This window comes from Escherichia sp. MOD1-EC5495, from assembly GCF_002965965.1.
Lineage (GTDB): Bacteria > Pseudomonadota > Gammaproteobacteria > Enterobacterales > Enterobacteriaceae > Escherichia > Escherichia ruysiae.
The window spans coordinates 58,725-83,533 of record NZ_PTRI01000002.1 but is presented as its reverse complement, the minus strand read 5'-3'; the positions used below and the strand labels follow the sequence as shown (position 1 = coordinate 83,533).

Annotated in this window: 23 protein-coding genes and 1 pseudogene; 15 read left to right on the top strand and 9 right to left on the bottom strand. The window is 51.8% G+C overall.

All coding sequences use genetic code 11. The annotated features are described in order from the left end of the window. Positions 1 to 4: 4 nt before the first annotated feature. The 6 genes from BEG40_RS02035 (at position 5) to ynjE (ending at position 5,971) form a co-directional block, all read left to right on the top strand. Positions 5 to 712, top strand: coding sequence for a TVP38/TMEM64 family protein (locus BEG40_RS02035; RefSeq protein WP_021550676.1), 708 nt, complete (start codon positions 5 to 7; stop codon positions 710 to 712). After that, on the top strand, positions 712 to 1,260 hold the full coding sequence (locus BEG40_RS02030) for a carboxymuconolactone decarboxylase family protein (protein WP_000524094.1): 549 nt from the start codon (positions 712 to 714) through the stop codon (positions 1,258 to 1,260). Before BEG40_RS02035 ends, BEG40_RS02030 begins: the two co-directional genes overlap by 1 nt. 9 nt (positions 1,261 to 1,269) lie before the next feature. Further along, complete coding sequence (locus BEG40_RS02025) at positions 1,270 to 2,436, top strand: ABC transporter substrate-binding protein (RefSeq protein WP_105284798.1); 1,167 nt, start codon at positions 1,270 to 1,272, stop codon at positions 2,434 to 2,436. Beyond that, the gene (locus tag BEG40_RS02020; protein WP_105284797.1) at positions 2,409 to 3,944 is read left to right on the top strand and encodes an ABC transporter permease family protein; all 1,536 of its coding nucleotides are present in this window, start codon (positions 2,409 to 2,411) and stop codon (positions 3,942 to 3,944) included. Before BEG40_RS02025 ends, BEG40_RS02020 begins: the two co-directional genes overlap by 28 nt. Next, positions 3,944 to 4,597 (top strand): ATP-binding cassette domain-containing protein, encoded by a 654-nt coding sequence (locus tag BEG40_RS02015; RefSeq protein WP_105284796.1) that lies wholly within the window; start codon positions 3,944 to 3,946, stop codon positions 4,595 to 4,597. Before BEG40_RS02020 ends, BEG40_RS02015 begins: the two co-directional genes overlap by 1 nt. Positions 4,598 to 4,663: 66 nt before the next feature. After that, positions 4,664 to 5,971 carry a thiosulfate sulfurtransferase YnjE gene (gene ynjE, locus BEG40_RS02010; protein ID WP_105284795.1) on the top strand — a complete coding sequence of 436 codons (1,308 nt, stop codon included), beginning with the start codon at positions 4,664 to 4,666 and terminating at the stop codon, positions 5,969 to 5,971. Positions 5,972 to 5,979: 8 nt separating this feature from the next. On the opposite strand, the gene BEG40_RS02005 is transcribed toward ynjE, so the two are convergent. Then, a complete protein-coding gene (locus BEG40_RS02005; protein WP_000886996.1) occupies positions 5,980 to 6,600 on the bottom strand; it encodes a CDP-alcohol phosphatidyltransferase family protein in 621 nt (206 codons plus the stop codon). 86 nt (positions 6,601 to 6,686) lie between these two features. On the opposite strand from BEG40_RS02005, the gene nudG reads away from it, so the two are divergent. Continuing rightward, the gene (gene nudG, locus BEG40_RS02000) at positions 6,687 to 7,100 is read left to right on the top strand and encodes a CTP pyrophosphohydrolase (protein ID WP_105284794.1); all 414 of its coding nucleotides are present in this window, start codon (positions 6,687 to 6,689) and stop codon (positions 7,098 to 7,100) included. On the opposite strand, the gene BEG40_RS01995 is transcribed toward nudG, so the two are convergent. Then, positions 7,060 to 7,332: a YnjH family protein gene (locus tag BEG40_RS01995; protein ID WP_000085251.1), complete on the bottom strand. Its 273-nt coding sequence runs from the start codon at positions 7,330 to 7,332 to the stop codon at positions 7,060 to 7,062. The two genes, nudG and BEG40_RS01995, sit on opposite strands and share 41 nt — an antisense overlap. 323 nt (positions 7,333 to 7,655) lie before the next feature. Between BEG40_RS01995 and gdhA the strand changes: the two genes are divergently transcribed. Continuing rightward, positions 7,656 to 8,999 carry an NADP-specific glutamate dehydrogenase gene (gene gdhA / locus BEG40_RS01990; protein ID WP_000373052.1) on the top strand — a complete coding sequence of 448 codons (1,344 nt, stop codon included), beginning with the start codon at positions 7,656 to 7,658 and terminating at the stop codon, positions 8,997 to 8,999. A gap of 147 nt (positions 9,000 to 9,146) precedes the next feature. Here the strand turns inward: gdhA and topB are convergent, their stop codons facing one another. From topB to BEG40_RS01970, 3 genes are all read right to left on the bottom strand, one after another. Then, positions 9,147 to 11,108: a DNA topoisomerase III gene (gene topB, locus BEG40_RS01985; protein WP_105284793.1), complete on the bottom strand. Its 1,962-nt coding sequence runs from the start codon at positions 11,106 to 11,108 to the stop codon at positions 9,147 to 9,149. 4 nt (positions 11,109 to 11,112) lie between these two features. Beyond that, complete coding sequence (gene selD / locus BEG40_RS01980; protein WP_105284792.1) at positions 11,113 to 12,156, bottom strand: selenide, water dikinase SelD; 1,044 nt, start codon at positions 12,154 to 12,156, stop codon at positions 11,113 to 11,115. A gap of 116 nt (positions 12,157 to 12,272) precedes the next feature. Continuing rightward, positions 12,273 to 12,824 (bottom strand): NAD(P)H nitroreductase, encoded by a 552-nt coding sequence (locus BEG40_RS01970; protein WP_105284791.1) that lies wholly within the window; start codon positions 12,822 to 12,824, stop codon positions 12,273 to 12,275. 161 nt (positions 12,825 to 12,985) lie between these two features. On the opposite strand from BEG40_RS01970, the gene sppA reads away from it, so the two are divergent. From sppA to pncA, 4 genes are all read left to right on the top strand, one after another. Next, entirely contained in the window at positions 12,986 to 14,842 is a 1,857-nt protein-coding gene (sppA, locus tag BEG40_RS01960; protein WP_001259801.1) for a signal peptide peptidase SppA, read from the top strand. 115 nt (positions 14,843 to 14,957) lie between these two features. Further along, positions 14,958 to 15,668 carry an SIMPL domain-containing protein gene (locus tag BEG40_RS01955; protein WP_001030439.1) on the top strand — a complete coding sequence of 237 codons (711 nt, stop codon included), beginning with the start codon at positions 14,958 to 14,960 and terminating at the stop codon, positions 15,666 to 15,668. 131 nt (positions 15,669 to 15,799) lie between these two features. Continuing rightward, a complete protein-coding gene (ansA, locus tag BEG40_RS01950; protein WP_001170164.1) occupies positions 15,800 to 16,816 on the top strand; it encodes an asparaginase in 1,017 nt (338 codons plus the stop codon). Positions 16,817 to 16,826: 10 nt separating this feature from the next. Then, positions 16,827 to 17,468 carry a bifunctional nicotinamidase/pyrazinamidase gene (gene pncA, locus BEG40_RS01945; RefSeq protein WP_001120529.1) on the top strand — a complete coding sequence of 214 codons (642 nt, stop codon included), beginning with the start codon at positions 16,827 to 16,829 and terminating at the stop codon, positions 17,466 to 17,468. Between the two features lie 156 nt (positions 17,469 to 17,624). On the opposite strand, the gene BEG40_RS01940 is transcribed toward pncA, so the two are convergent. Continuing rightward, a complete protein-coding gene (locus tag BEG40_RS01940) occupies positions 17,625 to 17,897 on the bottom strand; it encodes a YeaC family protein (RefSeq protein WP_010349494.1) in 273 nt (90 codons plus the stop codon). A gap of 41 nt (positions 17,898 to 17,938) precedes the next feature. Beyond that, on the bottom strand, positions 17,939 to 18,352 hold the full coding sequence (gene msrB / locus BEG40_RS01935) for a peptide-methionine (R)-S-oxide reductase MsrB (protein ID WP_001284609.1): 414 nt from the start codon (positions 18,350 to 18,352) through the stop codon (positions 17,939 to 17,941). A 341-nt stretch (positions 18,353 to 18,693) separates the two neighbouring features. Here msrB and gapA point away from each other — a divergent pair, with 341 nt between their 5' ends. Both gapA and BEG40_RS01925 read left to right on the top strand, forming a co-directional pair. Next, positions 18,694 to 19,689: a glyceraldehyde-3-phosphate dehydrogenase gene (gapA, locus tag BEG40_RS01930; protein ID WP_000153502.1), complete on the top strand. Its 996-nt coding sequence runs from the start codon at positions 18,694 to 18,696 to the stop codon at positions 19,687 to 19,689. Positions 19,690 to 19,772: 83 nt separating this feature from the next. Beyond that, positions 19,773 to 20,657, top strand: coding sequence for a D-hexose-6-phosphate mutarotase (locus tag BEG40_RS01925; protein WP_105284790.1), 885 nt, complete (start codon positions 19,773 to 19,775; stop codon positions 20,655 to 20,657). A 50-nt stretch (positions 20,658 to 20,707) separates the two neighbouring features. Here the strand turns inward: BEG40_RS01925 and yeaE are convergent. Then, positions 20,708 to 21,562, bottom strand: a pseudogene (gene yeaE / locus BEG40_RS01920) (methylglyoxal reductase YeaE). 89 nt (positions 21,563 to 21,651) lie between these two features. Then, a complete protein-coding gene (mipA, locus tag BEG40_RS01915) occupies positions 21,652 to 22,395 on the bottom strand; it encodes a scaffolding protein MipA (protein WP_000163764.1) in 744 nt (247 codons plus the stop codon). Positions 22,396 to 22,830: 435 nt separating this feature from the next. On the opposite strand from mipA, the gene yeaG reads away from it, so the two are divergent. Then, positions 22,831 to 24,765 (top strand): protein kinase YeaG, encoded by a 1,935-nt coding sequence (gene yeaG / locus BEG40_RS01910; RefSeq protein ID WP_001019882.1) that lies wholly within the window; start codon positions 22,831 to 22,833, stop codon positions 24,763 to 24,765. Positions 24,766 to 24,809: the final 44 nt, after the last annotated feature.

Here is a 24,809-nt window from a genome sequence, read left to right as displayed (position 1 = left end):
AAGGATGATGAAAATGCAATCGCGTAAAATCTGGTACTACCGTGCCACCATCATCATCCTGTTGTTCGCTGTGCTGCTGGCATGGGCGCTGCTTCCCGGCGTCCATGAGTTTATCAATCGCAGCGTTGCGGCATTTGCCGCCGTGGATCAACAGGGTATAGAACGTTTTATTCAGTCTTACGGCACACAGGCGGCTGTGGTCTCGTTCTTCCTGATGATCTTACAGGCCATTGCCGCGCCGCTGCCTGCGTTTTTGATAACCTTTGCCAATGCGTCGCTGTTTGGCGCATTCTGGGGCGGCTTGCTGTCGTGGACCAGTTCGATGGCGGGTGCGGCGCTGTGCTTTTTTATCGCCAGAGTGATGGGTCGCGAAGTAGTGGAAAAGTTAACCGGTAAAACCGTGCTTAACAGCATGGACGGCTTTTTTACCCGCTACGGCAAACACACCATCCTGGTATGTCGGTTATTGCCTTTTGTCCCTTTCGATCCTATCAGCTATGCTGCCGGATTGACTTCAATACGTTTTCGCTCGTTTTTTATCGCCACCGGGCTTGGTCAGCTACCCGCAACCATCGTCTATTCCTGGGCGGGCAGCATGTTAACGGGCGGCACATTCTGGTTTGTCACCGGACTGTTTATCCTGTTTGCCCTGACCGTGGTGATTTTTATGGCGAAAAAAATATGGCTTGAACGCCAGAAGAGGAATGCCTGATGGGTTTACCGCCGCTTAGCAAAATTCCTTTGATTTTACGTCCGCAGGCGTGGCTGCATCGTCGCCATTATGGCGAGGTGCTAAGCCCAATTCGCTGGTGGGGGCGAATTCCGTTTATCTTTTATCTGGTGTCGATGTTTGTCGGCTGGCTGGAGCGCAAACATTCACCGCTCGATCCGGTGGTGCGATCGCTTGTCAGCGCACGCATTGCACAAATGTGTCTGTGTGAGTTTTGTGTGGATATCACCAGTATGAAAGTCGCGGAGCGTACCGGTAGCACTGACAAACTGCTGGCGGTAGCTGACTGGCGGCAAAGCCCGCTGTTCAGCGATGAGGAGCGGCTGGCGCTGGAATACGCCGAAGCCGCGAGCGTCACACCGCCAACGGTCGATGATGCCCTGCGTACCCGACTGGCTGCCCATTTTGACGCTCAGGCACTCACCGAGCTGACAGCATTGATCGGCCTGCAAAATCTGTCAGCCCGTTTTAATTCTGCCATGGACATTCCCGCTCAGGGGCTGTGCCGACTTCCTGAAAAACGTTCTTAAGGAGAGATGATGCGCCATTGTGTGTGGTTGCTGGGATTGTTATCGCTGTTTTCTTTGGCAACACATGCCAGTGACTGGCAGGAAATCAAAAACGACGCCAAAGGGCAAACCGTCTGGTTTAACGCCTGGGGCGGCGATACGGCAATTAACCGCTATCTCGACTGGGTTAGCGGCGAGATGAAAACCCATTACGATATAAACCTGAAGATTGTCCGCCTGGCGGATGCCGCAGACGCAGTAAAACGCATTCAGACAGAGGCCGCTGCCGGGCGCAAAACAGGCGGTTCGGTGGATCTTCTGTGGGTAAATGGTGAAAACTTCCGCACCTTAAAAGAGGCCAATTTATTACAAACCGGCTGGGCGGAGGCTCTACCCAACTGGCGTTACGTCGATACGCAACTGCCGGTACGAGAAGATTTTTCTGTGCCGACCGAAGGCGCGGAATCGCCCTGGGGGGGCGCACAACTGACGTTTATCGCCCGCCGCGATGTTACGCCACAGCCACCACAAACGCCGCAAGCGTTGCTGGAGTTTGCCAAAGCCAATCCCGGCACGGTTACTTATCCGCGCCCACCAGACTTCACAGGCACGGCGTTTCTGGAACAGTTGCTGATTATGCTGACGCCAGACCCCGCCGCATTAAAAGCAGCGCCGGACGATGCGACTTTCGCCCGTATCACTGCGCCCTTGTGGCAATATCTTGATGCACTGCATCCGTATTTGTGGCGCGAAGGAAAGGATTTTCCGCCCTCGCCTGCACGGATGGATGCCCTGCTAAAAGCCGGTACATTGCGCCTGTCGCTAACCTTTAACCCCGCTCATGCACAACAAAAAATAGCCAGCGGTGATTTGCCAGCAAGCAGTTACAGCTTCGGCTTTAGCGAGGGGATGCTTGGCAACGTCCATTTCGTCACCATTCCAGCCAATGCGAATGCCAGTGCTGCGGCGAAGGTTGTCGCCAACTTCCTGCTCTCACCCGATGCGCAACTGCGTAAAGCGGATCCCGCTGTCTGGGGCGATCCTTCGGTTCTCGATCCACAGAAACTGCCTGACACGCAGCGTGAAACATTGCAATCAAGAATGCCGCAGAATCTGCCGCCGGTACTGGCGGAACCACATGCAAGCTGGGTAAATGCGCTGGAACAAGAATGGCTACGCCGTTACGGTACGCATTAATCTTTCTGCTGTGGGCGATGGTGGCGGTGATTTACGCACCGCTAATCCCGGCAGCTTTCACGCTGATAGCGCCTGCCTTGTCGCTGACGCACTGGCAGGCGTTATTTGCCGACCCGCAGTTACCACAGGCATTACTGGCGACGCTGGTTTCGACGACTATCGCGGCGGTCGGAGCGTTGTTGATTGCCCTGCTGGTGATTGTGGCGCTGTGGCCTGGCGCAAAATGGCTGCATCTGTGCGCCCGTCTGCCGTGGCTGCTCGCCATTCCCCACGTGGCTTTTGCCACCAGCGCCCTTCTACTCTTTGCTGACGGCGGCCTGCTTTACGACTATTTCCCGTATTTCACTCCGCCAATGGACAAATTAGGTATTGGGCTGGGTTTCACTCTGGCGCTGAAAGAAAGCGCATTTCTGCTGTGGATCTTGTCAGCCGTGCTAAGTGAAAAACGGCTGCTACAGCAGGTTATAGTGATGGATTCACTGGGCTACAGCCGCTGGCAATGCCTGAACTGGCTGCTGTTGCCCTCCGTCGCTCCTGCTCTGGCAATGGCGATGCTGGCGATTGTCGCATGGACGCTGTCGGTCGTGGATGTAGCAATTATCCTTGGGCCAGGTAATCCACCGACTCTGGCAGTAATTAGCTGGCAGTGGTTAACTCAGGGCGATACAGATCAACAGATTAAAGGCGCGCTCGCCAGCCTGCTGCTGATGGCGTTACTCGCCACCTGTGTTTTGCTGGGCTATCTGTTATGGCGCGCCTGGAGGAACACCATTCCCCGCGAAGATGGCGTTCGCAAACCAGCCACGGCTTTACTGCCCGGCTATACGCTGGCGAGGTTATTACCATTAACGGGGGTGCTCTGTGTGGTTCTGCTGGCGATCCTCGCGGATCAATCGACGATCAATCTTGAGGCGCTACTCAATAGCCTGACTATGGCTCTGGTCGCGACATTCATCGCGTTGATCCTGTTACTGCTGTGGCTGGAATGGGGGCCAAAGCGTCGCCAGCTATGGTTATGGATGCCCATTTTATTACCGGCACTGCCATTAGTGGCAGGTCAATACACGCTGGCGTTATGGCTCAACCTGGATGGTAGCTGGACGGCGGTGATCTGGGGGCATCTGCTGTGGGTGATGCCGTGGATGCTGTTTATCCTGCAACCCGCCTGGCGGCGCATCGACTCGCGATTAATTTTGATTGCACAAACGCTGGGCTGGTCACAAGCCAAAATATTCTGTTATGTGAAATTCCCGCTTATGCTACGCCCCGCGCTAATTGCGTTCGCTGTCGGATTTTCAGTGAGTATTGCGCAATATATGCCGACGCTGTGGCTCGGTGCGGGACGTTTCCCGACGCTGACGACAGAAGCGGTGGCGTTAAGTAGCGGCGGCAGCAACGGTATCCTCGCCGCCCAGGCTTTATGGCAACTGCTGTTACCGCTTATTATTTTTGCCCTGACCGCCCTGCTTGCAAAATGGGTAGGTTATGTCAGACAAGGACTCCGCTAATGCTCTGCGTGAAAGATGTTTCGCTACGTTTGCCAGGAACCTGCTTACTAAAGAACGTCAACTTTACGGCCACCAAAGGTGACATTGTCACGTTAATGGGGCCATCAGGCTGTGGTAAATCCACGCTGTTTTCCTGGATGATTGGCGCGCTGTCCGGGCAGTTTTCTTGTACAGGTGAGCTATGGCTCAATGAGCAGCGGATCGACATGCTGCCGACCGCACAGCGCCAGATTGGCATTCTTTTCCAGGATGCGCTGTTATTTGACCAGTTCAGCGTCGGGCAAAATTTACTGCTGGCACTACCGGCGACACTCAAAGGTGTTGCAAGGCACAATGCCGTGAATGATGCGCTTGAGCGCGCGGGACTTGGTGATACTTTCCATCAGGATCCTGCGACTCTGTCTGGTGGTCAGCGGGCACGGGTAGCTCTGCTACGCGCCCTTCTCGCCCAACCCAAAGCATTATTACTCGATGAACCATTCAGCCGTCTTGACGTGGCTTTGCGCGACAGTTTTCGCCAGTGGGTGTTTAGCGAAGTTCGCGCCCTGGCGATCCCGGTCGTTCAGGTAACCCACGATTTACAGGATGTTCCCGCTGGTGGCCCGGTTCTGGATATGATGCAGTGGTCAGAAAATTACAACAAACTGCGATAACGCAAAGTTTTTCCTCATGCGCCAGTTCAGAATGGCGCACTCAAAACTACAATGTCGGGATTTTCGATGAAACGTGTTTCTCAAATGACCGCGCTGGCAATGGCTTTAGGGCTGGCTTGCGCTTCTTCGTGGGCCGCTGAACTGGCGAAGCCTCTTACTCTTGACCAGCTTCAACAACAAAATGGCAAAGCGATAGATACTCGCCCCAGCGCGTTTTATAACGGCTGGCCACAAACTTTAAATGGCCCTTCCGGTCATGAACCTGCCGCCTTAAACCTTTCTGCAAGCTGGCTCGACAAAATGAGCGCCGAACAGCTCAACGAGTGGATCAAGCAACATAACCTGAAAGCCGATGTGCCGGTGGCGTTATACGGTAATGACAAAGACGTCGAAGCCGTCAAAACGCGTCTGCAAAAAGCAGGCTTTACGCATATCTCCATCCTGAGTGACGCGCTAAGCGAACCTTCCCGCCTGCAAAAACTGCCGCACTTTGAGCAACTGGTTTACCCGCAATGGCTGCATGACCTGCAACAAGGTAAAGAGGTTACGGCAAAACCTGCCGGTGACTGGAAAGTCATTGAAGCAGCCTGGGGCGCACCAAAGTTTTACCTTATCAGCCATATTCCCGACGCTGACTACATCGATACCAACGAAGTTGAAAGCGAACCGCTGTGGAACAAAGTTTCTGATGAGCAACTGAAAGCGATGCTGGCAAAGCACGGCATTCGCCATGACACCACGGTCATTCTGTACGGGCGAGACGTTTACGCCGCAGCGCGCGTGGCACAGATTATGCTGTACGCAGGGGTGAAAGATGTGCGCCTGCTGGACGGCGGCTGGCAAACCTGGTCCGATGCGGGTCTGCCCGTTGAGCGCGGTACGCCACCGAAAGTGAAACCGGAACCTGACTTCGGCGTGAAGATCCCGGCGCAACCGCAACTGATGCTCGATATGGAGCAGGCACGTGGACTACTGCATCGTCAGGATGCTTCACTGGTAAGCATTCGTTCGTGGCCAGAATTTATCGGTACGACCAGCGGTTACAGCTACATCAAGCCAAAAGGTGAAATAGCCGGAGCACGTTGGGGACACGCTGGTAGCGACTCGACGCATATGGAAGATTTCCATAACCCGGATGGCACCATGCGTAGCGCCGATGATATTACCGCTATGTGGAAAGCATGGAATATCAAACCAGATCAACAAGTCTCGTTCTATTGCGGCACCGGCTGGCGCGCCTCAGAAACCTTTATGTATGCGCGCGCAATGGGCTGGAAGAATGTCTCCGTTTACGACGGCGGCTGGTATGAATGGAGCAGCGATCCGAAAAATCCGGTAGCAACCGGTGAACGCGCTCCGGACAGTAGCAAATAACACGGCAATTACTGACGCTGAAGCGACTTCAGCGTCAGATAGCCACTCCACACTCGCGTAAATGTTGTCATCCAGCACAGCGCGCCAAATACCCACGCCAACCACGGGAAATAGGCCGGAAAGAGGCAACTCAGAACAAACAGCAAAATCGTCTCGCTGCCTTCGGTTAATCCCCCCAGATAGTAAAAAGATTTATGTGCATAGCCGGGGTTATCAATCTGGTGCTTCGCCGCCAGCGCAGCAAACGCGAGAAAACTGCTGCCCGTGCCGATAAACGCAAACAACAGCCAGCCTCCCGCCAGCGCGTTTTGTTCTGGTGCAGCGAGAATAAACCCGAACGGCACCAGCGCGTAAAAGAGGAAATCGAGAGAAATATCAAGAAAACCGCCTGCGTCAGTTAACCCTCTGCGCCTCGCCAGTGCGCCGTCCAAACCATCAAGCAACCTGTTCAGCAAAATAGCAATCAGCGCCGCCAGATACCATCCCAGTGCCAGAAACGGCAATGCCAGCACACCGATGGCAAACCCCACTAAAGTTAAACCATCTGGCGTTATACCGGGTCTATCAAGAACCCGCACGCACTGATGCAACAACGGTTTAATTCGCGGATGAAGATGGCGGTCTAACACGGGCACTCCTTAAATATAAAGCCCTTCTGATCGGGCAACAGTGCGGATATTATGGCATTTTTCGCTTATCTGCCCGTGGGTAATTTATGAAAATGATTGAAGTGGTTGCCGCCATTATCGAACGGGATGGCAAAATTTTACTCGCACAACGCCCCGCCCATAGCGATCAGGCGGGGTTATGGGAGTTTGCCGGTGGCAAAGTCGAACCGGATGAAAGTCAGCCACAGGCGCTGGTACGGGAATTGCGCGAAGAACTGGGCATTGACGCAACGGTTGGTGAATATGTTGCCAGCCATCAGCGGGAAGTGTCTGGCCGGATTATCCATCTTCATGCCTGGCACGTACCGGACTTCCACGGTACGTTACAGGCACACGAACATCAGGCGCTGGTCTGGTGTCTGCCAGAGGAAGCATTGCAATATCCGCTGGCTCCTGCTGATATTCCACTACTTCATGCGTTTATGGCTTTACGCGCCGCCAGACCAGCGGATTGGTGCTAATGGTTTTGTCATCCCGCTGGCATTGCAGCAGTATCCCCTCCGCTTTAATCACTGCGCCCTCCGAATAATTTTGATCCTGATAAACGCAGCACTGGTTACAGGGCTGCGCCGATTTCCCGCCAGAACTAAACACCTCCGGCGGCACATTCACTTCCACATCCGGACGATATTGCGGGTTAGCCAGCGCAAATAATGGAAATACCAACGCTACGGCGAGTAATGCTCGACTCACAGGAAACTCCTTATTTTTCGTTGCCTCTGGTTCTGATAACGGTAACCAGGCGGGAAAACTTTAGCGTCTGGTTGCCGGATGCGGCGTGAACGCCTTATTCAGCCGACGGATCACTCTTGAAAATGCGCCCGGTTTTCCAGGTCTGATAAAACGCACCTGACATTAGGTGACTTTTATAACTACCACACATTATTAATTTGCTTTCCGGTGTCATTTTTTACTTGCTTACCGTCACATTCTTGATGGTATAGTCGAAAACTGCAAAAGCACATGACATAAACAACATAAGCACAATCGTATTAATATATAAGGGTTTTATATCTATGGATCAGACATATTCTCTGGAGTCATTCCTCAACCATGTCCAAAAGCGCGACCCGAATCAAACCGAGTTCGCGCAAGCCGTTCGTGAAGTAATGACCACTCTCTGGCCTTTTCTTGAACAAAATCCAAAATATCGCCAGATGTCGTTACTGGAGCGCCTGGTTGAACCGGAGCGCGTGATCCAGTTTCGCGTAGTGTGGGTTGATGATCGCAATCAGGTACAAGTTAACCGCGCCTGGCGTGTCCAGTTCAGCTCCGCCATCGGTCCGTATAAAGGTGGTATGCGTTTCCATCCGTCCGTAAACCTCTCCATTCTTAAATTCCTCGGCTTCGAGCAAACCTTTAAAAATGCCCTGACCACCCTGCCGATGGGCGGTGGTAAAGGCGGCAGCGATTTCGATCCAAAAGGGAAAAGCGAAGGCGAAGTGATGCGTTTCTGCCAGGCGCTGATGACCGAACTGTACCGTCACCTGGGTGCAGATACCGACGTTCCGGCGGGCGATATCGGCGTTGGTGGGCGTGAAGTCGGCTTTATGGCGGGGATGATGAAAAAGCTCTCCAACAATACCGCCTGCGTCTTCACCGGCAAGGGGCTATCTTTTGGCGGCAGTCTGATTCGCCCGGAAGCTACCGGTTACGGTCTGGTTTATTTCACGGAAGCGATGCTGAAACGCCACGGTATGGGTTTTGAAGGAATGCGTGTTTCCGTTTCTGGCTCCGGCAACGTCGCCCAGTACGCTATCGAAAAAGCGATGGAATTTGGTGCTCGCGTGGTTACAGCATCAGACTCCAGCGGCACCGTGGTTGATGAAAGTGGATTCACGAAAGAGAAACTGGCGCGTCTTATCGAAATCAAATCCAGCCGTGATGGTCGCGTGGCAGATTACGCCAAAGAATTTGGTCTGGTCTATCTCGAAGGCCAACAGCCGTGGTCTGTGCCGGTGGATATCGCCCTGCCATGCGCGACCCAGAACGAACTGGATGTAGACGCCGCGCACCAACTTATCGCTAATGGTGTTAAAGCGGTGGCGGAAGGGGCAAATATGCCAACGACCATCGAAGCGACTGAACTGTTCCAGCAGGCAGGTGTACTGTTTGCACCGGGTAAAGCGGCCAACGCTGGCGGCGTTGCGACATCGGGGCTGGAAATGGCGCAAAACGCTGCGCGTCTGGGCTGGAAAGCCGAGAAAGTTGATGCGCGTTTACACCATATTATGCTGGATATCCACCACGCTTGTGTTGAACACGGTGGTGAAGGTGAGCAAACCAACTACGTGCAGGGCGCGAATATTGCAGGCTTTGTGAAGGTTGCCGATGCGATGCTGGCGCAGGGTGTGATTTAAGTTATCCGGCCTACGAAAACCTACAGATCTGTAGGCCTGATAAGACGCGCAAGCGTCGCATCAGGCGTTTGTGCCGGATGCGGCGTAAACGCCTTATCCGGCCTACGAAAAGTGCTGTATCAGTGAGTTGGAATTCTGGCATCCGGCCTATGTTATCACTCCACTGCCCGCGTCTTCTGATGGCGGGCTTTTTTTCGCCGCTCGCTTGCGTGGAGCAGCCTTTTTCTTATCACCACTACCGCCACTGCCCGGAGCGACTATACCGCGAAACTGTCGCACTGGCGTACGTTTTGCCTGATCAATCAATTGGTAAAGCGTCCCCACCAGCGGCTGCATAAAGTCCTGGTAGCGACACTGCTTTTCGCTGATTTGCGTCAGCACCGATTCCCAGTGTGCCGTCATGTCCGGTCGCGTCGCCATCTCTGGCAGCGAATGGAATAACGCTTTTCCGGCGTCGGTGGAGTGGATATAGCGCCCTTTTTTGGTCAGGAAACCACGCTTGAACAGCAGTTCAATAATCCCGGCACGAGTTGCTTCTGTCCCCAGGCCATCGGTCGCACGAAGGATCTTTTTCAGATCTTTGTCCTGCACAAAGCGCGCGATCCCGGTCATCGCTGAAAGCAGCGTTGCATCGGTGAAATGACGTGGTGGCTGAGTTTGCCGCTCTACCACTTCACCTTTTTCACACAATAATTCATCGCCTTTCGCTACCACCGGCAGCGGTGTACCATCGTTTTCTTCATCACGCTCTTTGCTGCCTAACAGCGTGCGCCAGCCTGCTTCAGCAAGAAAACGGGCTTTAGCGACAAATTTTCCTTTGGCAATGTCCAGTTCGATAACACATTTGCGGAACACCGCATCCGGACAGAACTGCATCAAATACTGACGGGCAATCAGGTTATAGACCTTCGCTTCGTTCTCCGTCAGGTTGATGGCAGAACTCCGCGCGGTCGGGATGATGGCGTGGTGCGCATCGACCTTTTTGTCATCCCAGCAGCGGTTGCGTAAATTCGGATCAACCACCGGCTGCGGTAACAAGCCCGGCGCATGAACGCTGATAGCATTCATCACCGCCTGACGTCCGGCAAAATGTTCTTCCGGCAAATAACGACAATCGGAACGCGGATAAGTGATCAGTTTGTGCGTTTCGTACAGCTTCTGGCAGATATCAAGTACGTTCTGCGCACTCAGACCAAAGCGTTTTGCCGCTTCAATCTGCAACGCCGAAAGCGAAAACGGCAACGGCGCGGATTCTGATTCCCGTTTATCGTTATAACTGGTGACAATAGCCGGTTGACCGCTGATGCGGTTGACCACATGCTCCGCCAGCGGACGATGCAACAAGCGCCCTTCTTCATCCTGGTACGGCTCACACGCTTCGCTCGGTTGCCAGATAGCGGTAAATCGCTCATCGGCAGGCGTCACAATATGCGCTTTGACCTCAAAGAAATCTTTCGCCACGAAGTTTTCAATTTCTTCGTCGCGGCGCACCACCAGCCCGAGCACGGGCGTCTGCACGCGTCCAACGGAAAGTACGCCCTGATAACCCGCATTGCGACCGAGAATGGTGTACGCGCGGGTCATATTGATGCCGTACAGCCAGTCGGCACGCGCTCGCGCCAGCGCAGAAACGCATAGCGGCACAAACTCGCTATTGGAACGAAGACGATCGATCGCCCGTTCAACCGCCTGCGGGTTCAGATCGTTGATCAAGCAACGCTGCACCTGCTGGCGCTTTTCCGGTGCCAGTTGCAGGTAATCCAGCACTTCATCCACCAGCAGTTGCCCTTCGCGATCCGGGTCTCCGGCATGAACGATTTCGCTGGCTTCATGCAGAAAGCGTTTGATGACATTAAGTTGTTTGGTCACGGAGGGGCGTGGCTGTAATTGCCACTTTTCCGGGACAATCGGCAAATCCGCAAGATTCCAGCGCGCATAGCGACTGTCGTAGGCGTCTGGCTGCGCCTGCTCAAGCAGGTGACCAATACACCAGGTCACCACCTGACCGTTACCGCACTCGATAAAGCCATCGCCTTTACGGTGCGGTTTGGGCAGGACATCAGCAATAGCGCGTGCCAGACTCGGTTTTTCGGCAATAAATAACCGCATTGAATTAACGGATCTCAACCATGGCACGACCAGCGCGCGCAGGCACCAGTTCGCCAATCGCCGTCAGTTCGATACCAAATTCGGCAGCGGTAGCTTTTACTTCGTTTTCAGCCTCTGGCATCACCGCCAGCAGCAGACCGCCGGAAGTTTGCGGATCGCACAGCAGATCGCGCACTTCACGCGGCATTTCGCCCATCAGATGACCGTAGCTGGCAAAGTTGCGTTCGGTGCCGCCAGGTACTGCGCCCAGCTTAATGTACTCTTCCACGCCCGGCAGTTTCGGGATCGCGTCATAGTCAACGCGCGCCTGTACGCCTGCGCCCTGACACATTTCGCTCAAATGCCCCAGCAGACCAAAACCAGTCACGTCAGTCATCGCTTTTACGCCTTCGATGTTGGCAAAGGACGCGCCTGCGATGTTCATCCGGCACATCACTTCCGTCGCCAGTCCCTGATGTTCCGGTTTCAGGAGTGATTTTTTCTCCGCAGTGGTAAGAACGCCAATCCCCAGCGGTTTCGTCAGGAACAGTTTACATCCGGCTTGTGCGGTACTGTTTTTCTTCACCCGCTCAGTTGGAACGATCCCCGTTACCGCCAGACCGAAAATCGGTTCCGGCGCGTCGATGGAGTGACCGCCAGCCAGCGCAATATCCGCCTGACGACATGCGTAGCGACCACCTTCGGTGACTTCGCGGGCAATTTCCGGGGACAGTTTGTTAATCGGCCAGCCGAGGATCGCAATTGCCATAATCGGTTTGCCGCCCATCGCGAAGATATCGCTGATGGCGTTAGTCGCCGCAATGCGACCAAAATCGAAAGGATTATCAACAATCGGCATAAAGAAGTCGGTGGTGCTGATAACGCTGGTGCCATTGCCCAGATCGTACACCGCCGCATCGTCGCGGGTTTCGTTACCCACAAGCAAATTCGGATCAACAAACTTCGCCTGCTCGCTGTGCAGGATAGTTTCCAGCACTTTTGGGGAAATTTTACAGCCGCAACCGGCTCCGTGGCTGTATTGGGTCAAACGAATCGAGTTCTCGCTCATGGACATCTCCTGTCAATGCAATCCGGGTATGGTAACCCTCATTCCGTGAAGTGATAAGTGAGAGTGTCTGAATTACTGCGCCTTTGCTCACAATCCACACAGTTTTGCCGTTTTTATCAAAAATAAGTCACAAACGGTGTCGGGTCCGGAATGTTTATCGACGTTGACGCTTTCAGTTGTGGCGTACCAAGATAGAGAAATCCGACAATTTTATCCTGCTCGTGACAGCCGAATGCGTCACGCACCACCGGGCTTTCAGTTAATGCGCCACTGCGCCAGATGCCGCCAAAGCCCTGGGCAATCGCCGCCATTTGCATTGCCATAACCGCGCAACCCGCCGACATTTCCTGTTCCCAGCGCGGGACTTTATGATTTTCTTCGCATTTCGCCACCACTGTTATGATGAGCGGCGCCCGGAACGGCGCATTACGCGCTTTGTCGATTGCTTTTTCATCGCTACCGGCAGCAATCGCCCCCTGTTCCAGAACGGCGCTGAAACGCTCACGCCCTTCCCCTTCAATCACAAAGAAATGCCACGGTTGCATGGATTTATGGTCTGGCGCACGCATACCCGCGCGCAGGATATTTTGCAGTTGCTCACCCGTTGGCGCTGGCTCAGCCAGACGGGAGGCGCTACGGCGGTTGATCAATAGTTCGAGTGCATCCATTTGATTAACTCCTGTCATGATGTTTATTCACAAAATTAACACGAGAGTGGATTTTGTTACAGCACAGTCCATGATTCCTGCTGACAAGTGCCGGTTGGGTCATTACGATAACCACATCACTTGCACCTGCAACAGGTGTAACTTTTAGTCTGGGAGAATACATGCGAACCCTTTGGCGATTTATTGCCGGATTTTTTAAATGGACGTGGCGTCTGCTGAATTTCGTCCGTGAAATGGTACTTAACCTGTTCTTTATTTTTCTCGTGCTGGTTGGCGTTGGGATCTGGATGCAGGTCAGTGGTGGTGATTCGAAAGAGACCGCCAGTCGTGGCGCACTGCTGCTTGATATTTCTGGCGTGATCGTCGATAAGCCCGACAGTTCGCAGCGGTTTAGTAAGTTAAGTCGTCAGTTGCTTGGTGCCAGTTCCGATCGTCTGCAGGAAAACTCGCTGTTTGATATCGTCAACACTATTCGTCAGGCGAAGGACGACCGAAATATCACCGGTATCGTGATGGATCTGAAAAACTTCGCGGGCGGCGATCAGCCTTCCATGCAGTACATCGGCAAAGCTCTGAAAGAGTTTCGTGACAGCGGTAAACCGGTTTATGCCATTGGCGAGAACTACAGTCAGGGGCAGTATTATCTTGCCAGTTTCGCCAATAAAATCTGGCTTTCCCCGCAAGGTGTGGTCGACCTACATGGCCTTGCCACCAACGGTCTGTACTACAAATCGTTGTTGGATAAGTTAAAAGTTTCCACTCATGTGTTCCGCGTTGGTACGTATAAATCTGCCGTTGAACCATTTATTCGTGATGATATGTCACCGGCAGCCCGCGAAGCTGACAGCCGCTGGATTGGTGAGCTGTGGCAAAACTATCTTAATACCGTTGCCGCTAACCGCCAGATCCCTGCCCAGCAGGTATTCCCTGGGGCGCAAGGTTTGCTTGATGGTTTAACCAAAACTGGCGGCGATACCGCGAAGTATGCGCTGGATAACAAACTGGTGGATGCGCTGGCGTCAAGTGCCGAAATCGAAAAAGCCCTGACCAAAGAGTTCGGCTGGAGTAAGTCGGATAAAAATTATCGCGCCATTAGCTATTACGATTACGCACTGAAAACTCCGGCAGATAGCGGTGATGGCATCGGTGTAGTGTTTGCCAATGGTGCAATTATGGATGGCGAGGAAACTCAGGGGAATGTAGGCGGTGATACCACTGCGGCACAAATCCGCGATGCTCGTCTTGATCCAAAAGTGAAAGCGATTGTTCTGCGCGTTAATAGCCCTGGCGGCAGCGTTACGGCCTCTGAGGTGATCCGCTCTGAACTGGCAGCAGCCAGAGCAGCGGGCAAACCTGTGGTTGTGTCAATGGGCGGCATGGCGGCATCCGGCGGCTATTGGATCTCCACTCCGGCTAATTACATTGTGGCTAACCCCAGCACCCTGACCGGCTCTATTGGTATTTTCGGCGTGATCACTACCGTCGAAAACAGTCTGGATTCGATTGGTGTTCATACCGATGGCGTCTCAACTTCACCGCTGGCGGATGTTTCCATCACTAAAGCACTGCCGCCGGAAGCGCAGCAGATGATGCAGTTGAGCATTGAGAATGGCTACAAACGCTTTATCACGCTGGTTGCCGATGCGCGCAAATCGACGCCGGAACAGATTGATAAAATCGCTCAGGGGCATGTCTGGACTGGTCAGGATGCGAAAGCTAACGGTCTGGTCGATAGCCTCGGTGATTTCGATGATGCGGTCGCAAAAGCGGCAGAACTGGCAAAACTGAAGCAGTGGCATCTGGAATATTACGTCGATGAACCGACCTTCTTCGACAAAGTGATGGACAACATGTCAGGTTCTGTCCGGGCGATGTTGCCAGATGCGCTCCAGGCCATGTTACCTGCCCCACTGGCTTCGGTAGCCTCTACCGTGAAAAGCGAAAGCGACAAGCTGGCAGCGTTTAACGACCCGCAAAACCGTTATGCGTTTTGCCTAACCTGCGCCAACGTGCGTTAATTTCTGTAAATATGTGGCCGATATGCTGTCGGCCACATTCCTGAACCGGACTGTCTTTCACTCCCACCCTCCATTACATTGCCTTGCTCATTTAGCATCTGATAAGGAGTCATCAGTGAATAAGGCACCCTCTTTAATTGCCGCTATTGTCCTCGGACTGGGGATCAGCGCCTGTGGTTATTTCGTCGGCGATGGTGTTAAACATTTAAAGACCAACAACCGCTATGTAAACGTGCGGGGGCTTTCGGAAAAAGAAGTTCGCGCAGATACGGCAGAATTAACAATTGCGATTAACTTTAAAGGTAATGTTCCCGGCGAGCTTTTCCCAAAACTGGAAGACGCACAGAAAAAAATTGTTGCCGAACTCAACGCTCAGGGGATTAACGACAAAGAGATAAACCTCGGTCAGTGGACCAGTAAACGAACGGATTCCTTTTATCTCAAAGATGATCCCACAATGCCACGCTATAACGCCGACGGCTCCGTTACGATAAAAACTCATAACGTTGCTGCTGTCGAAAAAGTTGTCGCTAAATTAAATGAACTGCAAGTTGCTACAGATGGCGCTATCGCCGAGAGCAAAGTCGCCTATCGCTTTAATGGTATTGGCGCACTGCGCGCTGAGATGATTGCTGCCGCCACCAAAGATGCACGCAACGCAGCATTACAATTTGCAACGGACTCAGGTAGCCAGGTAGGTTCCATTAGCGATGCATCACAAGGCGTATTCCAGATCTTCGCCAGTGGCAGTGACGAAGATGATCCTACGGCGATTAATAAAACAGTGCGCGTAGTCACGACCGTAACCTATGCGTTGCAGGATTAACCACTTTTATCCGGCGGGACGCCAGTTCCTCTGTTCCGCCGTACTTTTCTCATATCCACAGAGTATCCAGGTGCGCTCCCCCTGCCTCACGTATATACTTTTGCTCTTTCTACATCATTCATATCAATATCATGCAAAAGAAATCTATCTATGTCGCCTACACGGGCGGGACCATCGGGATGCAGCGTTCCGAGCAGGGTTATATTCCGGTGTCAGGTCATTTGCAACGCCAACTGGCGCTGATGCCGGAGTTCCATCGCCCGGAGATGCCAGATTTCACTATTCATGAATATACACCGCTGATGGATTCTTCTGATATGACGCCGGAAGACTGGCAGCATATTGCTGAAGATATTAAAGCGCACTATGACGACTATGATGGTTTTGTCATTCTGCACGGCACCGATACGATGGCCTATACCGCTTCTGCGCTGTCGTTCATGCTGGAGAACCTCGGCAAACCGGTCATTGTGACAGGGTCACAAATTCCCTTAGCCGAATTACGCTCTGACGGACAAATCAATTTGCTGAATGCGCTGTATGTTGCGGCGAATTACCCGATCAACGAAGTAACACTCTTTTTTAATAACCGTCTGTATCGCGGTAACCGCACAACCAAAGCCCATGCCGATGGTTTTGATGCCTTTGCGTCACCAAATCTTCCTCCATTGCTGGAAGCCGGTATTCACATCCGTCGTTTAAATACGCCCCCAGCACCGCACGGCGAAGGTGAACTGATCGTTCATCCGATCACCCCACAACCGATCGGTGTGGTAACAATTTATCCGGGGATTTCTGCTGACGTTGTGCGCAATTTCCTCCGCCAACCGGTGAAGGCGTTGATTTTGCGCTCATATGGCGTGGGCAATGCGCCGCAAAACAAAGCCTTCCTGCAAGAATTACAAGAGGCCAGCGATCGCGGTATTGTGGTGGTCAACCTGACACAATGTATGTCCGGTAAAGTGAACATGGGGGGTTACGCTACCGGTAACGCCCTCGCCCATGCCGGGGTTATTGGCGGCGCGGATATGACTGTAGAAGCCACATTAACCAAACTGCACTACCTGCTTAGCCAGGGACTGGATACCGAAACCATTCGTAAGGCCATGAGCCAAAACCTGCGCGGCGAACTGACGCCGGATGATTAAGGAGACTGCAATGCCCCATCGCGCCCTGTTACTGGTCGATTTACAAAATGATTTCTGTGCTGGTGGCGCGCTCGCCGTACCGGAAGGTGACAGCACAGTGGATGTTGCTAACCGCCTTATTGACTGGTGCCAGTCGCGCGGAGAAGCGGTTATTGCCAGTCAGGACTGGCACCCGGCTAACCATGGCAGTTTTGCCAGCCAGCACGGTGTAGAACCTTATACGCAGGGGCAACTCGACGGCCTGCCGCAAACTTTCTGGCCTGAACACTGTGTGCAGAACAGTGAAGGCGCACAATTACATCCGTTACTGAATCAAAAAGCGATCGCCGCTGTGTTCCATAAAGGCGAAAACCCTTTAGTTGACAGTTACAGTGCTTTTTTTGATAACGGACGTCGACAGAAAACCGCGCTTGATGACTGGTTGCGCGAACATGAAATCAATGAATTGATCGTTATGGGGCTGGCTACCGACTATTGCGTGAAGTTTACCGTGCTGGACGCATTGCAGGCAGGTTATAGCGTGAACGTGATTACCGATGGCTGTCGCGGCGTGAATATCCAGCCACAGGACAGCGCGCACGCGTTTATGGAGATGTCAGCCGCTGGGGCAACGCTATACACGCTGGCGGACTGGGAAGAGACGCAGGGATAATTTTACGCTGGCCTACAATTCTGTACTGCCGTTGTAGGCCAGATAAAGTGCGTCAGCAGTGCATCTGGCATGTTGGTTGTTAAATCAAACAACCAACACGCGACAGTAAAGATTATCCCCTTCCTTCATAAACGCTCTACAAAGGGGAGAATTCATTCACTTAAACATGACAATTGGTTTTGCTGTGATACCAAAATCTTCTTTCAACTGTTGTTTGCTCTTCATGACCATCTGACCGTTCGTATCGATAGTCATATGCTGCGCATCGGTATTGTTTCGCGCTTGCCACAGCATCACCAGTTGCAAACAGTTCTCTTTTTGTTCTTCGGTCAATGCAACACCATCTGGCCATTTACCCAGTTCAACGGCTGTCGATAAACGCTGGTAAACCTCAGGCGTCATGCTGTTGATTATTTCATCAAGATTCATAATTTTCCCGCTCCTGTGGAATAAGTTGCTGAATCGTTTTTTCAACCGTTGATTTCTTCGCCATTTTCGTCATCAGTAAAGCGCAACGATGCCGAGTTAACACAATAACGTTCGCCTGTGGGTTGTGGACCGTCGGGAAAAACATGGCCCAGATGAGCATCACAGTTTCCGCAACGAATTTCTATCCGCTGCATTCCATGTGACAAGTCTTTGATATAACGGATTGAATCTTCACTCACCGGCTCATAAAAACTGGGCCAGCCACAGCCTGAATCATACTTGGTTTGAGAATGAAACAGAGGGGCGTCGCAGATCAAACAGTGGTAAATGCCGTCGCGCTTATTATGCAATAAACGTCCAGTAAATGGCGGCTCCGTCCCGTGATTCTGTGTCACGTAAAACTGCATCTCGGACAAATTTTTTTTCAGTTCTTCTGCCGAAGGTTTGTTAGCCATTTGCTCACATCTCACTTTAATCACGCTCACATTACGTGACTTATTCTAACAAAACATTAACACCAACTCGCAAAATTTTGTTCTAAACTTGATCTCAACGAAATGGCAGCACTTAAAACGTGATAAAAATCACATTTTTATCGTAATTGCCCTTTAAAATTCTGGGCGCCGACCCCATGTGGTCTCAAGCCCAAAGGAAGAGTGAGGCGAGTCAGTCGCGTAATGCTTAGGCACAGGATTGATTTGTCGCAATGATTGACACGATTCCGCTTGACGCTGCGTAAGGTTTTTGTAATTTTACAGGCAACCTTTTATTCACTAACAAATAGCTGGTGGAATATATGACTATCAAAGTAGGTATCAACGGTTTTGGCCGTATCGGTCGCATTGTTTTCCGTGCTGCTCAGAAACGTTCTGACATCGAGATCGTTGCAATCAACGACCTGTTAGACGCTGATTACATGGCATACATGCTGAAATATGACTCCACTCACGGTCGTTTCGACGGCACCGTTGAAGTGAAAGACGGTCATCTGATCGTTAACGGTAAAAAAATCCGTGTTACCGCTGAACGTGATCCGGCTAACCTGAAATGGGACGAAGTTGGTGTTGACGTTGTCGCTGAAGCAACCGGTCTGTTCCTGACTGACGAAACTGCTCGTAAACACATCACCGCTGGTGCGAAAAAAGTGGTTATGACTGGTCCGTCTAAAGACAACACTCCGATGTTCGTTAAAGGCGCTAACTTCGACAAATATGCTGGCCAGGACATCGTTTCCAACGCTTCCTGCACCACCAACTGCCTGGCTCCGCTGGCTAAAGTTATCAACGATAACTTCGGCATCATCGAAGGTCTGATGACCACCGTTCACGCTACTACCGCAACTCAGAAAACCGTTGATGGCCCGTCTCACAAAGACTGGCGCGGCGGCCGTGGCGCTTCCCAGAACATCATCCCGTCCTCTACCGGTGCTGCTAAAGCTGTAGGTAAAGTACTGCCAGAACTGAATGGCAAACTGACTGGTATGGCGTTCCGCGTTCCGACCCCGAACGTATCCGTAGTTGACCTGACCGTTCGTCTGGAAAAAGCTGCAACTTACGAGCAGATCAAAGCTGCCGTTAAAGCTGCTGCTGAAGGCGAAATGAAAGGCGTTCTGGGCTACACCGAAGATGACGTAGTATCTACCGATTTCAACGGCGAAGTTTGCACTTCCGTGTTCGATGCTAAAGCTGGTATCGCTCTGAACGACAACTTCGTGAAACTGGTATCCTGGTACGACAACGAAACCGGTTACTCCAACAAAGTTCTGGATCTGATCGCTCACATCTCCAAATAAGTTGAGATGACTTTGTGATCTAAAAAGAGCGACTTCGGTCGCTCTTTTTTTTACCTGATGAAATGAAGTTAAAGGACTGCGTCATGATTAAGAAAATTTTCGCCCTTCCGGTCATCGAACAAATTTCCCCTGTCCTCTCCCGTCGTAAACTGGATGAGCTGGACCTCATTGTGGTCGATCATCCCCAGGTAAAAGCCTCTTTTGCATTACAGGGCGCACACCTTCTCTCATGGAAGCCTGCGGGTGAAGAAGACGTTCTGTGGTTGAGCAATAACACTCCGTTCAAAAATGGCGTCGCCATTCGCGGTGGCGTGCCGGTTTGCTGGCCGTGGTTTGGTCCGGCAGCACAACAAGGTCTGCCTGCGCACGGTTTTGCCCGTATTCTGCCGTGGACGCTGAAATCGCATAGTGAAGATGCCGATAGCGTGACACTGACTTTCGAACTGACGCAAAGCGACGAGACGAAAAAATACTGGCCGCACGACTTTACACTGTTAGCGCATTTCCGCGTGGGTGAAACCTGTGAAATCGATCTTGAAGCGCACGGCGAATTTGAAACCACCTCTGCCCTGCATACCTACTTTAACGTGGGTGATATTGCTAAGGTAAGCGTCAGTGGTCTGGGCGATCGCTTCATTGATAAAGTGAATGACGCGAAAGAAGATGTACTGACCGACGGTGTTCAGACCTTCCCTGATCGTACCGATCGCGTGTACCTGAATCCGCAAGATTGCAGTGTGATTAATGACGAAGCGTTGAATCGTATTATTACCGTTGGTCACCAGCATCATCTGAACGTCGTCGGCTGGAACCCAGGCCCGGCTCTTTCAGTCAGCATGGGCGATATGTCAGATGATGGTTACAAAACCTTTGTCTGCGTAGAAACCGCTTACGCTTCTGAGGCACAAAAAACGACCAAAGAGCAACCTTCACATCTGGCACAATCCATTCGCGTTGCGAAACATTAATTTGTGCTAGTTTTATATGCCGGGTGCGATGCATCCGGCATTTCCCAACATCACACCATATCCAGCGCAGTTTTACCTTTTGGTGCCGGATACGCTTCATCCAGCATGGCTAATTCCTCTGACGAAAGCACAACCTCAAGCACAGCTGCATTTTGTTGAACATGCGCGATAGTTGCCGCTTTTGGAATCGCCATCACGCCCTGATGGCTGATTACCCACGCCAGCAATACTTGTGCCGCGCTGATATTGTGAGCTTGCGCAATTTCATTGACCACCGCGTTTTTTAGCAGCCCATTGCGCAACCGCCCGGCCTAGGCTAACGGACTGTAAGCCATCACTGGCATCTGCTGTTGCTGGCACCAGGGGAGTAGATCATACTCAATCCCTCGTGAGCCGAGATGATAAAGCACCTGATTAGTGGCACACTGATTTCCTCCCGGCACCTGCCAGAGAGCCTGCATGTCAGAATAATCAAGATTAGAAACACCCCAGCGACGGATTTTGCCCTGAGCGATCAGTTTTTCCATCGCTGCGACAGTCTCTTCAAAAGCGAAACTGCCAGACCAGTGTAATAAGTAGAGATCGAGATAATCCGTATTGAGTCGGCGTAAACTGGCTTCACATGCGTTAATCGCTTTTTGTCCGCCGGCATTCCACGGATAGACTTTAGAGACGAGAAAGACTTTATCACGCAGACCGGTTAATGCTTCACCGACCACCTTCTCGGCACCGCCATCGGCATACATTTCGGCGGTATCAATGAGGGTTAAACCGAGGTCAATGCCCGCGCGTAGTGCAGCTACTTCGGTTTTGCGCTGGCTGGCGTCTTCGCCCATATACCATGTTCCCTGCCCTACGGCTGGCAGTGAGACATCGCCACTAAACGGAATCATTTTTTGTTGCATTGTTTCCTCCAGGTTTTTGCTCCACCGTAATGCAAAACAGGGCGTCACGCCCTGTTTTTATGCACAAAATGCCCTGGAAAGATGCATTATCAGAATTTGTAGGTGATCCCGGTAGAAATCAGACCAGTCCAGGATTTATCCACCATCGGGCTGTCGGTAACTTCATCAGACAGACGGGTGTAGCGTGCGGTGCCGTAAACACTCCAGTCGCCGAGGAAGTTGTAGCTGGCACTCAGCTCCAGGTAAGGACTCCAGCTGTCATTCGGGTTATAGCCACGCAGACCGCTGCGAGCGGATTCTTTGCGCGATACGCCATAATAGTATTCGTTATGGTTTTCGCTGTTCCACTGCACACCGATACCCGGAGTCACGGTCAGGCCGCCGTTGGTGTAACGGTACAACCAGGCCATATCCCACACGATACCGTTGCTGTTATCCAGTGTGTCGCCTGCCAAAGTGGTACGCAGATAACCGTACTGGGTAAAGTGTGCGTAGGACAGACCGGCCATCATGGTGCTCTTACGGTCATCCAGGTGGCGCATTTGGTGATCGCCACTGTCTTTGGCTTTGAAGTAAAGCGGCGACCAGTAAGCGGTAATTGAAAGTTTATCCGTTGCGTCATTCCACAGGTAGTAACCACCACCTAAGCCACGGAACCAGAAGTTATCGCCTTCATAGTTGATTACCGGTACTGGGTAAACATCGGTATCGTAATCTTTATAGGGGTGTTCAACGACACCTACGCCTGCGCCCAGGGAAAAACCTTCAGCGTGCGCTACGCCTGCAGACGTTGCGATAAGCACTCCAAGTGCCAGAAGTTTGAGTTTGGTCACAATTAATCATTCCTTAAACAAATGTTTAGCGGGCGACAAAGTTTACCCGTCAATACATCGAAACCCAACCTTTTTACATTTTCATTTCTAAAGGTAACTGTTTAATTTTCCTGACGCTGATGACATCGGGCTTACACCTGAATGAATTTTGCGTTACTGGCGGCAATATTCTTTACATTAATTATGCAATTTTTATGGATGAGTTGTTGATATGCCATTGAAATCCAGAAAGCCATGCAGGCAAGTTTTCCATTTGCCATCTACGCTTAATTTTGAAGGTGTATCACCGGGCACGTTGTTCTCGCAGTCGGTAAGATGGCATGAGAGTTGCTGTGTTTTAGCAAGAGACGTCGTTCAGTTTACCTCTTCCGGGAGCCTCTACTATTCATATGAACGGCTCTTAATCTGTGCTAAAAAACGAAAGGACGGCATACCATGAATATATTCGATCACTATCGCCAGCGATATGAAGCTGCCAAGGACGAAGAGTTCACACTGCAGGAGTTTCTTACCACTTGTCGGCAAGATCGCAGTGCTTATGCCAACGCGGCTGAGCGGCTATTGATGGCTATTGGTGAGCCGGTCATGGTCGATACGGCCCAGGAGCCCAGACTTTCTCGACTCTTTTCCAACCGGGTCATTGCACGTTATCCGGCGTTTGAAGAGTTTTACGGCATGGAAGACGCGATTGAACAGATTGTCTCTTATCTGAAACACGCGGCTCAGGGGCTGGAAGAGAAGAAACAAATCCTGTATCTGCTGGGGCCTGTAGGTGGGGGTAAATCATCGCTTGCTGAGCGACTGAAATCATTAATGCAGCTCGTGCCTATTTATGTATTGAGCGCCAACGGTGAACGCAGCCCGGTCAACGATCATCCGTTCTGTCTGTTCAATCCACAGGAAGATGCGCAGATCCTGGAAAAAGAGTATGGCATTCCTCGCCGTTATCTCGGCACCATCATGTCGCCGTGGGCTGCGAAACGTCTGCATGAGTTTGGTGGCGACATCACTAAATTCCGGGTTGTGAAGGTCTGGCCGTCTATTCTGCAACAAATTGCCATCGCCAAAACGGAGCCGGGCGATGAGAACAACCAGGACATCTCCGCGCTGGTAGGGAAAGTCGATATTCGTAAACTCGAACACTACGCGCAGAACGATCCGGACGCCTATGGTTATTCCGGTGCGCTGTGCCGTGCAAACCAGGGGATCATGGAATTTGTCGAGATGTTTAAAGCACCGATAAAAGTGCTGCATCCCCTGTTGACCGCCACCCAGGAAGGTAACTACAACGGGACGGAAGGTATCTCTGCCCTGCCGTTTAACGGGATTATTCTCGCCCACTCGAACGAATCCGAATGGGTCACTTTCCGTAATAACAAAAACAACGAAGCCTTCCTCGACCGTGTTTACATCGTGAAGGTGCCGTATTGCTTGCGCATTTCCGAAGAGATCAAAATCTACGAGAAACTGCTTAATCACAGTGAATTGACTCACGCCCCATGCGCGCCTGGTACGCTTGAAACGCTGTCACGTTTTTCCATTCTTTCGCGTCTGAAAGAGCCAGAAAACTCCAGCATTTATTCAAAGATGCGCGTTTACGATGGCGAAAGCCTGAAAGATACCGACCCGAAAGCCAAGTCGTATCAGGAATATCGTGATTACGCAGGCGTCGATGAAGGGATGAACGGTCTGTCAACGCGTTTCGCGTTTAAGATCCTCTCCCGCGTGTTTAACTTCGATCACGTGGAAGTGGCGGCTAACCCGGTTCACTTGTTCTACGTTCTTGAACAGCAGATTGAGCGCGAGCAGTTCCCGCAAGAGCAGGCAGAACGCTATCTGGAGTTCCTGAAAGGTTATCTGATCCCGAAATATGCCGAGTTTATCGGTAAAGAGATCCAGACAGCTTATCTCGAATCCTATTCCGAATATGGGCAGAACATTTTCGACCGTTATGTCACCTATGCGGATTTCTGGATCCAGGATCAGGAATATCGCGACCCGGATACCGGGCAGCTGTTTGACCGCGAATCTCTTAACGCCGAGCTGGAGAAAATTGAAAAACCGGCGGGGATCAGCAATCCGAAAGATTTCCGCAACGAGATTGTCAACTTCGTGCTGCGCGCCAGGGCGAATAACAGCGGACGCAATCCGAACTGGACCAGCTACGAAAAACTGCGCACGGTTATCGAGAAGAAAATGTTCTCCAATACCGAAGAGTTGTTGCCGGTCATTTCGTTTAACGCCAAAACCTCAACCGACGAGCAGAAGAAACACGACGATTTTGTCGACCGTATGATGGAAAAAGGCTACACCCGTAAACAGGTGCGTTTACTGTGCGAATGGTATTTGCGCGTACGTAAATCGTCTTAACAACAACGGCCCGGTGTACATGTTACCGGGCCGACAACGACAGC

What these genes read in the sequence shown, in the direction of transcription:
- ansA (WP_001170164.1), top strand. Translation starts at nt 15,800, where the DNA reads ATGCAAAAGAAATCTATCTATGTCGCCTACACGGGCGGGACCATCGGG.
- gdhA (WP_000373052.1), top strand. Translation starts at nt 7,656, where the DNA reads ATGGATCAGACATATTCTCTGGAGTCATTCCTCAACCATGTCCAAAAG.
- BEG40_RS02020 (WP_105284797.1), top strand. Translation starts at nt 2,409, where the DNA reads ATGGCTACGCCGTTACGGTACGCATTAATCTTTCTGCTGTGGGCGATG.
- sppA (WP_001259801.1), top strand. Translation starts at nt 12,986, where the DNA reads ATGCGAACCCTTTGGCGATTTATTGCCGGATTTTTTAAATGGACGTGG.
- BEG40_RS02035 (WP_021550676.1), top strand. Translation starts at nt 5, where the DNA reads ATGATGAAAATGCAATCGCGTAAAATCTGGTACTACCGTGCCACCATC.
- BEG40_RS01925 (WP_105284790.1), top strand. Translation starts at nt 19,773, where the DNA reads ATGATTAAGAAAATTTTCGCCCTTCCGGTCATCGAACAAATTTCCCCT.
- msrB (WP_001284609.1), bottom strand. Translation starts at nt 18,352, where the DNA reads ATGGCTAACAAACCTTCGGCAGAAGAACTGAAAAAAAATTTGTCCGAG.
- nudG (WP_105284794.1), top strand. Translation starts at nt 6,687, where the DNA reads ATGAAAATGATTGAAGTGGTTGCCGCCATTATCGAACGGGATGGCAAA.
- BEG40_RS01970 (WP_105284791.1), bottom strand. Translation starts at nt 12,824, where the DNA reads ATGGATGCACTCGAACTATTGATCAACCGCCGTAGCGCCTCCCGTCTG.
- BEG40_RS02030 (WP_000524094.1), top strand. Translation starts at nt 712, where the DNA reads ATGGGTTTACCGCCGCTTAGCAAAATTCCTTTGATTTTACGTCCGCAG.
- BEG40_RS01940 (WP_010349494.1), bottom strand. Translation starts at nt 17,897, where the DNA reads ATGAATCTTGATGAAATAATCAACAGCATGACGCCTGAGGTTTACCAG.
- topB (WP_105284793.1), bottom strand. Translation starts at nt 11,108, where the DNA reads ATGCGGTTATTTATTGCCGAAAAACCGAGTCTGGCACGCGCTATTGCT.
- yeaG (WP_001019882.1), top strand. Translation starts at nt 22,831, where the DNA reads ATGAATATATTCGATCACTATCGCCAGCGATATGAAGCTGCCAAGGAC.
- ynjE (WP_105284795.1), top strand. Translation starts at nt 4,664, where the DNA reads ATGAAACGTGTTTCTCAAATGACCGCGCTGGCAATGGCTTTAGGGCTG.
- BEG40_RS02015 (WP_105284796.1), top strand. Translation starts at nt 3,944, where the DNA reads ATGCTCTGCGTGAAAGATGTTTCGCTACGTTTGCCAGGAACCTGCTTA.
- BEG40_RS02025 (WP_105284798.1), top strand. Translation starts at nt 1,270, where the DNA reads ATGCGCCATTGTGTGTGGTTGCTGGGATTGTTATCGCTGTTTTCTTTG.
- selD (WP_105284792.1), bottom strand. Translation starts at nt 12,156, where the DNA reads ATGAGCGAGAACTCGATTCGTTTGACCCAATACAGCCACGGAGCCGGT.
- pncA (WP_001120529.1), top strand. Translation starts at nt 16,827, where the DNA reads ATGCCCCATCGCGCCCTGTTACTGGTCGATTTACAAAATGATTTCTGT.
- gapA (WP_000153502.1), top strand. Translation starts at nt 18,694, where the DNA reads ATGACTATCAAAGTAGGTATCAACGGTTTTGGCCGTATCGGTCGCATT.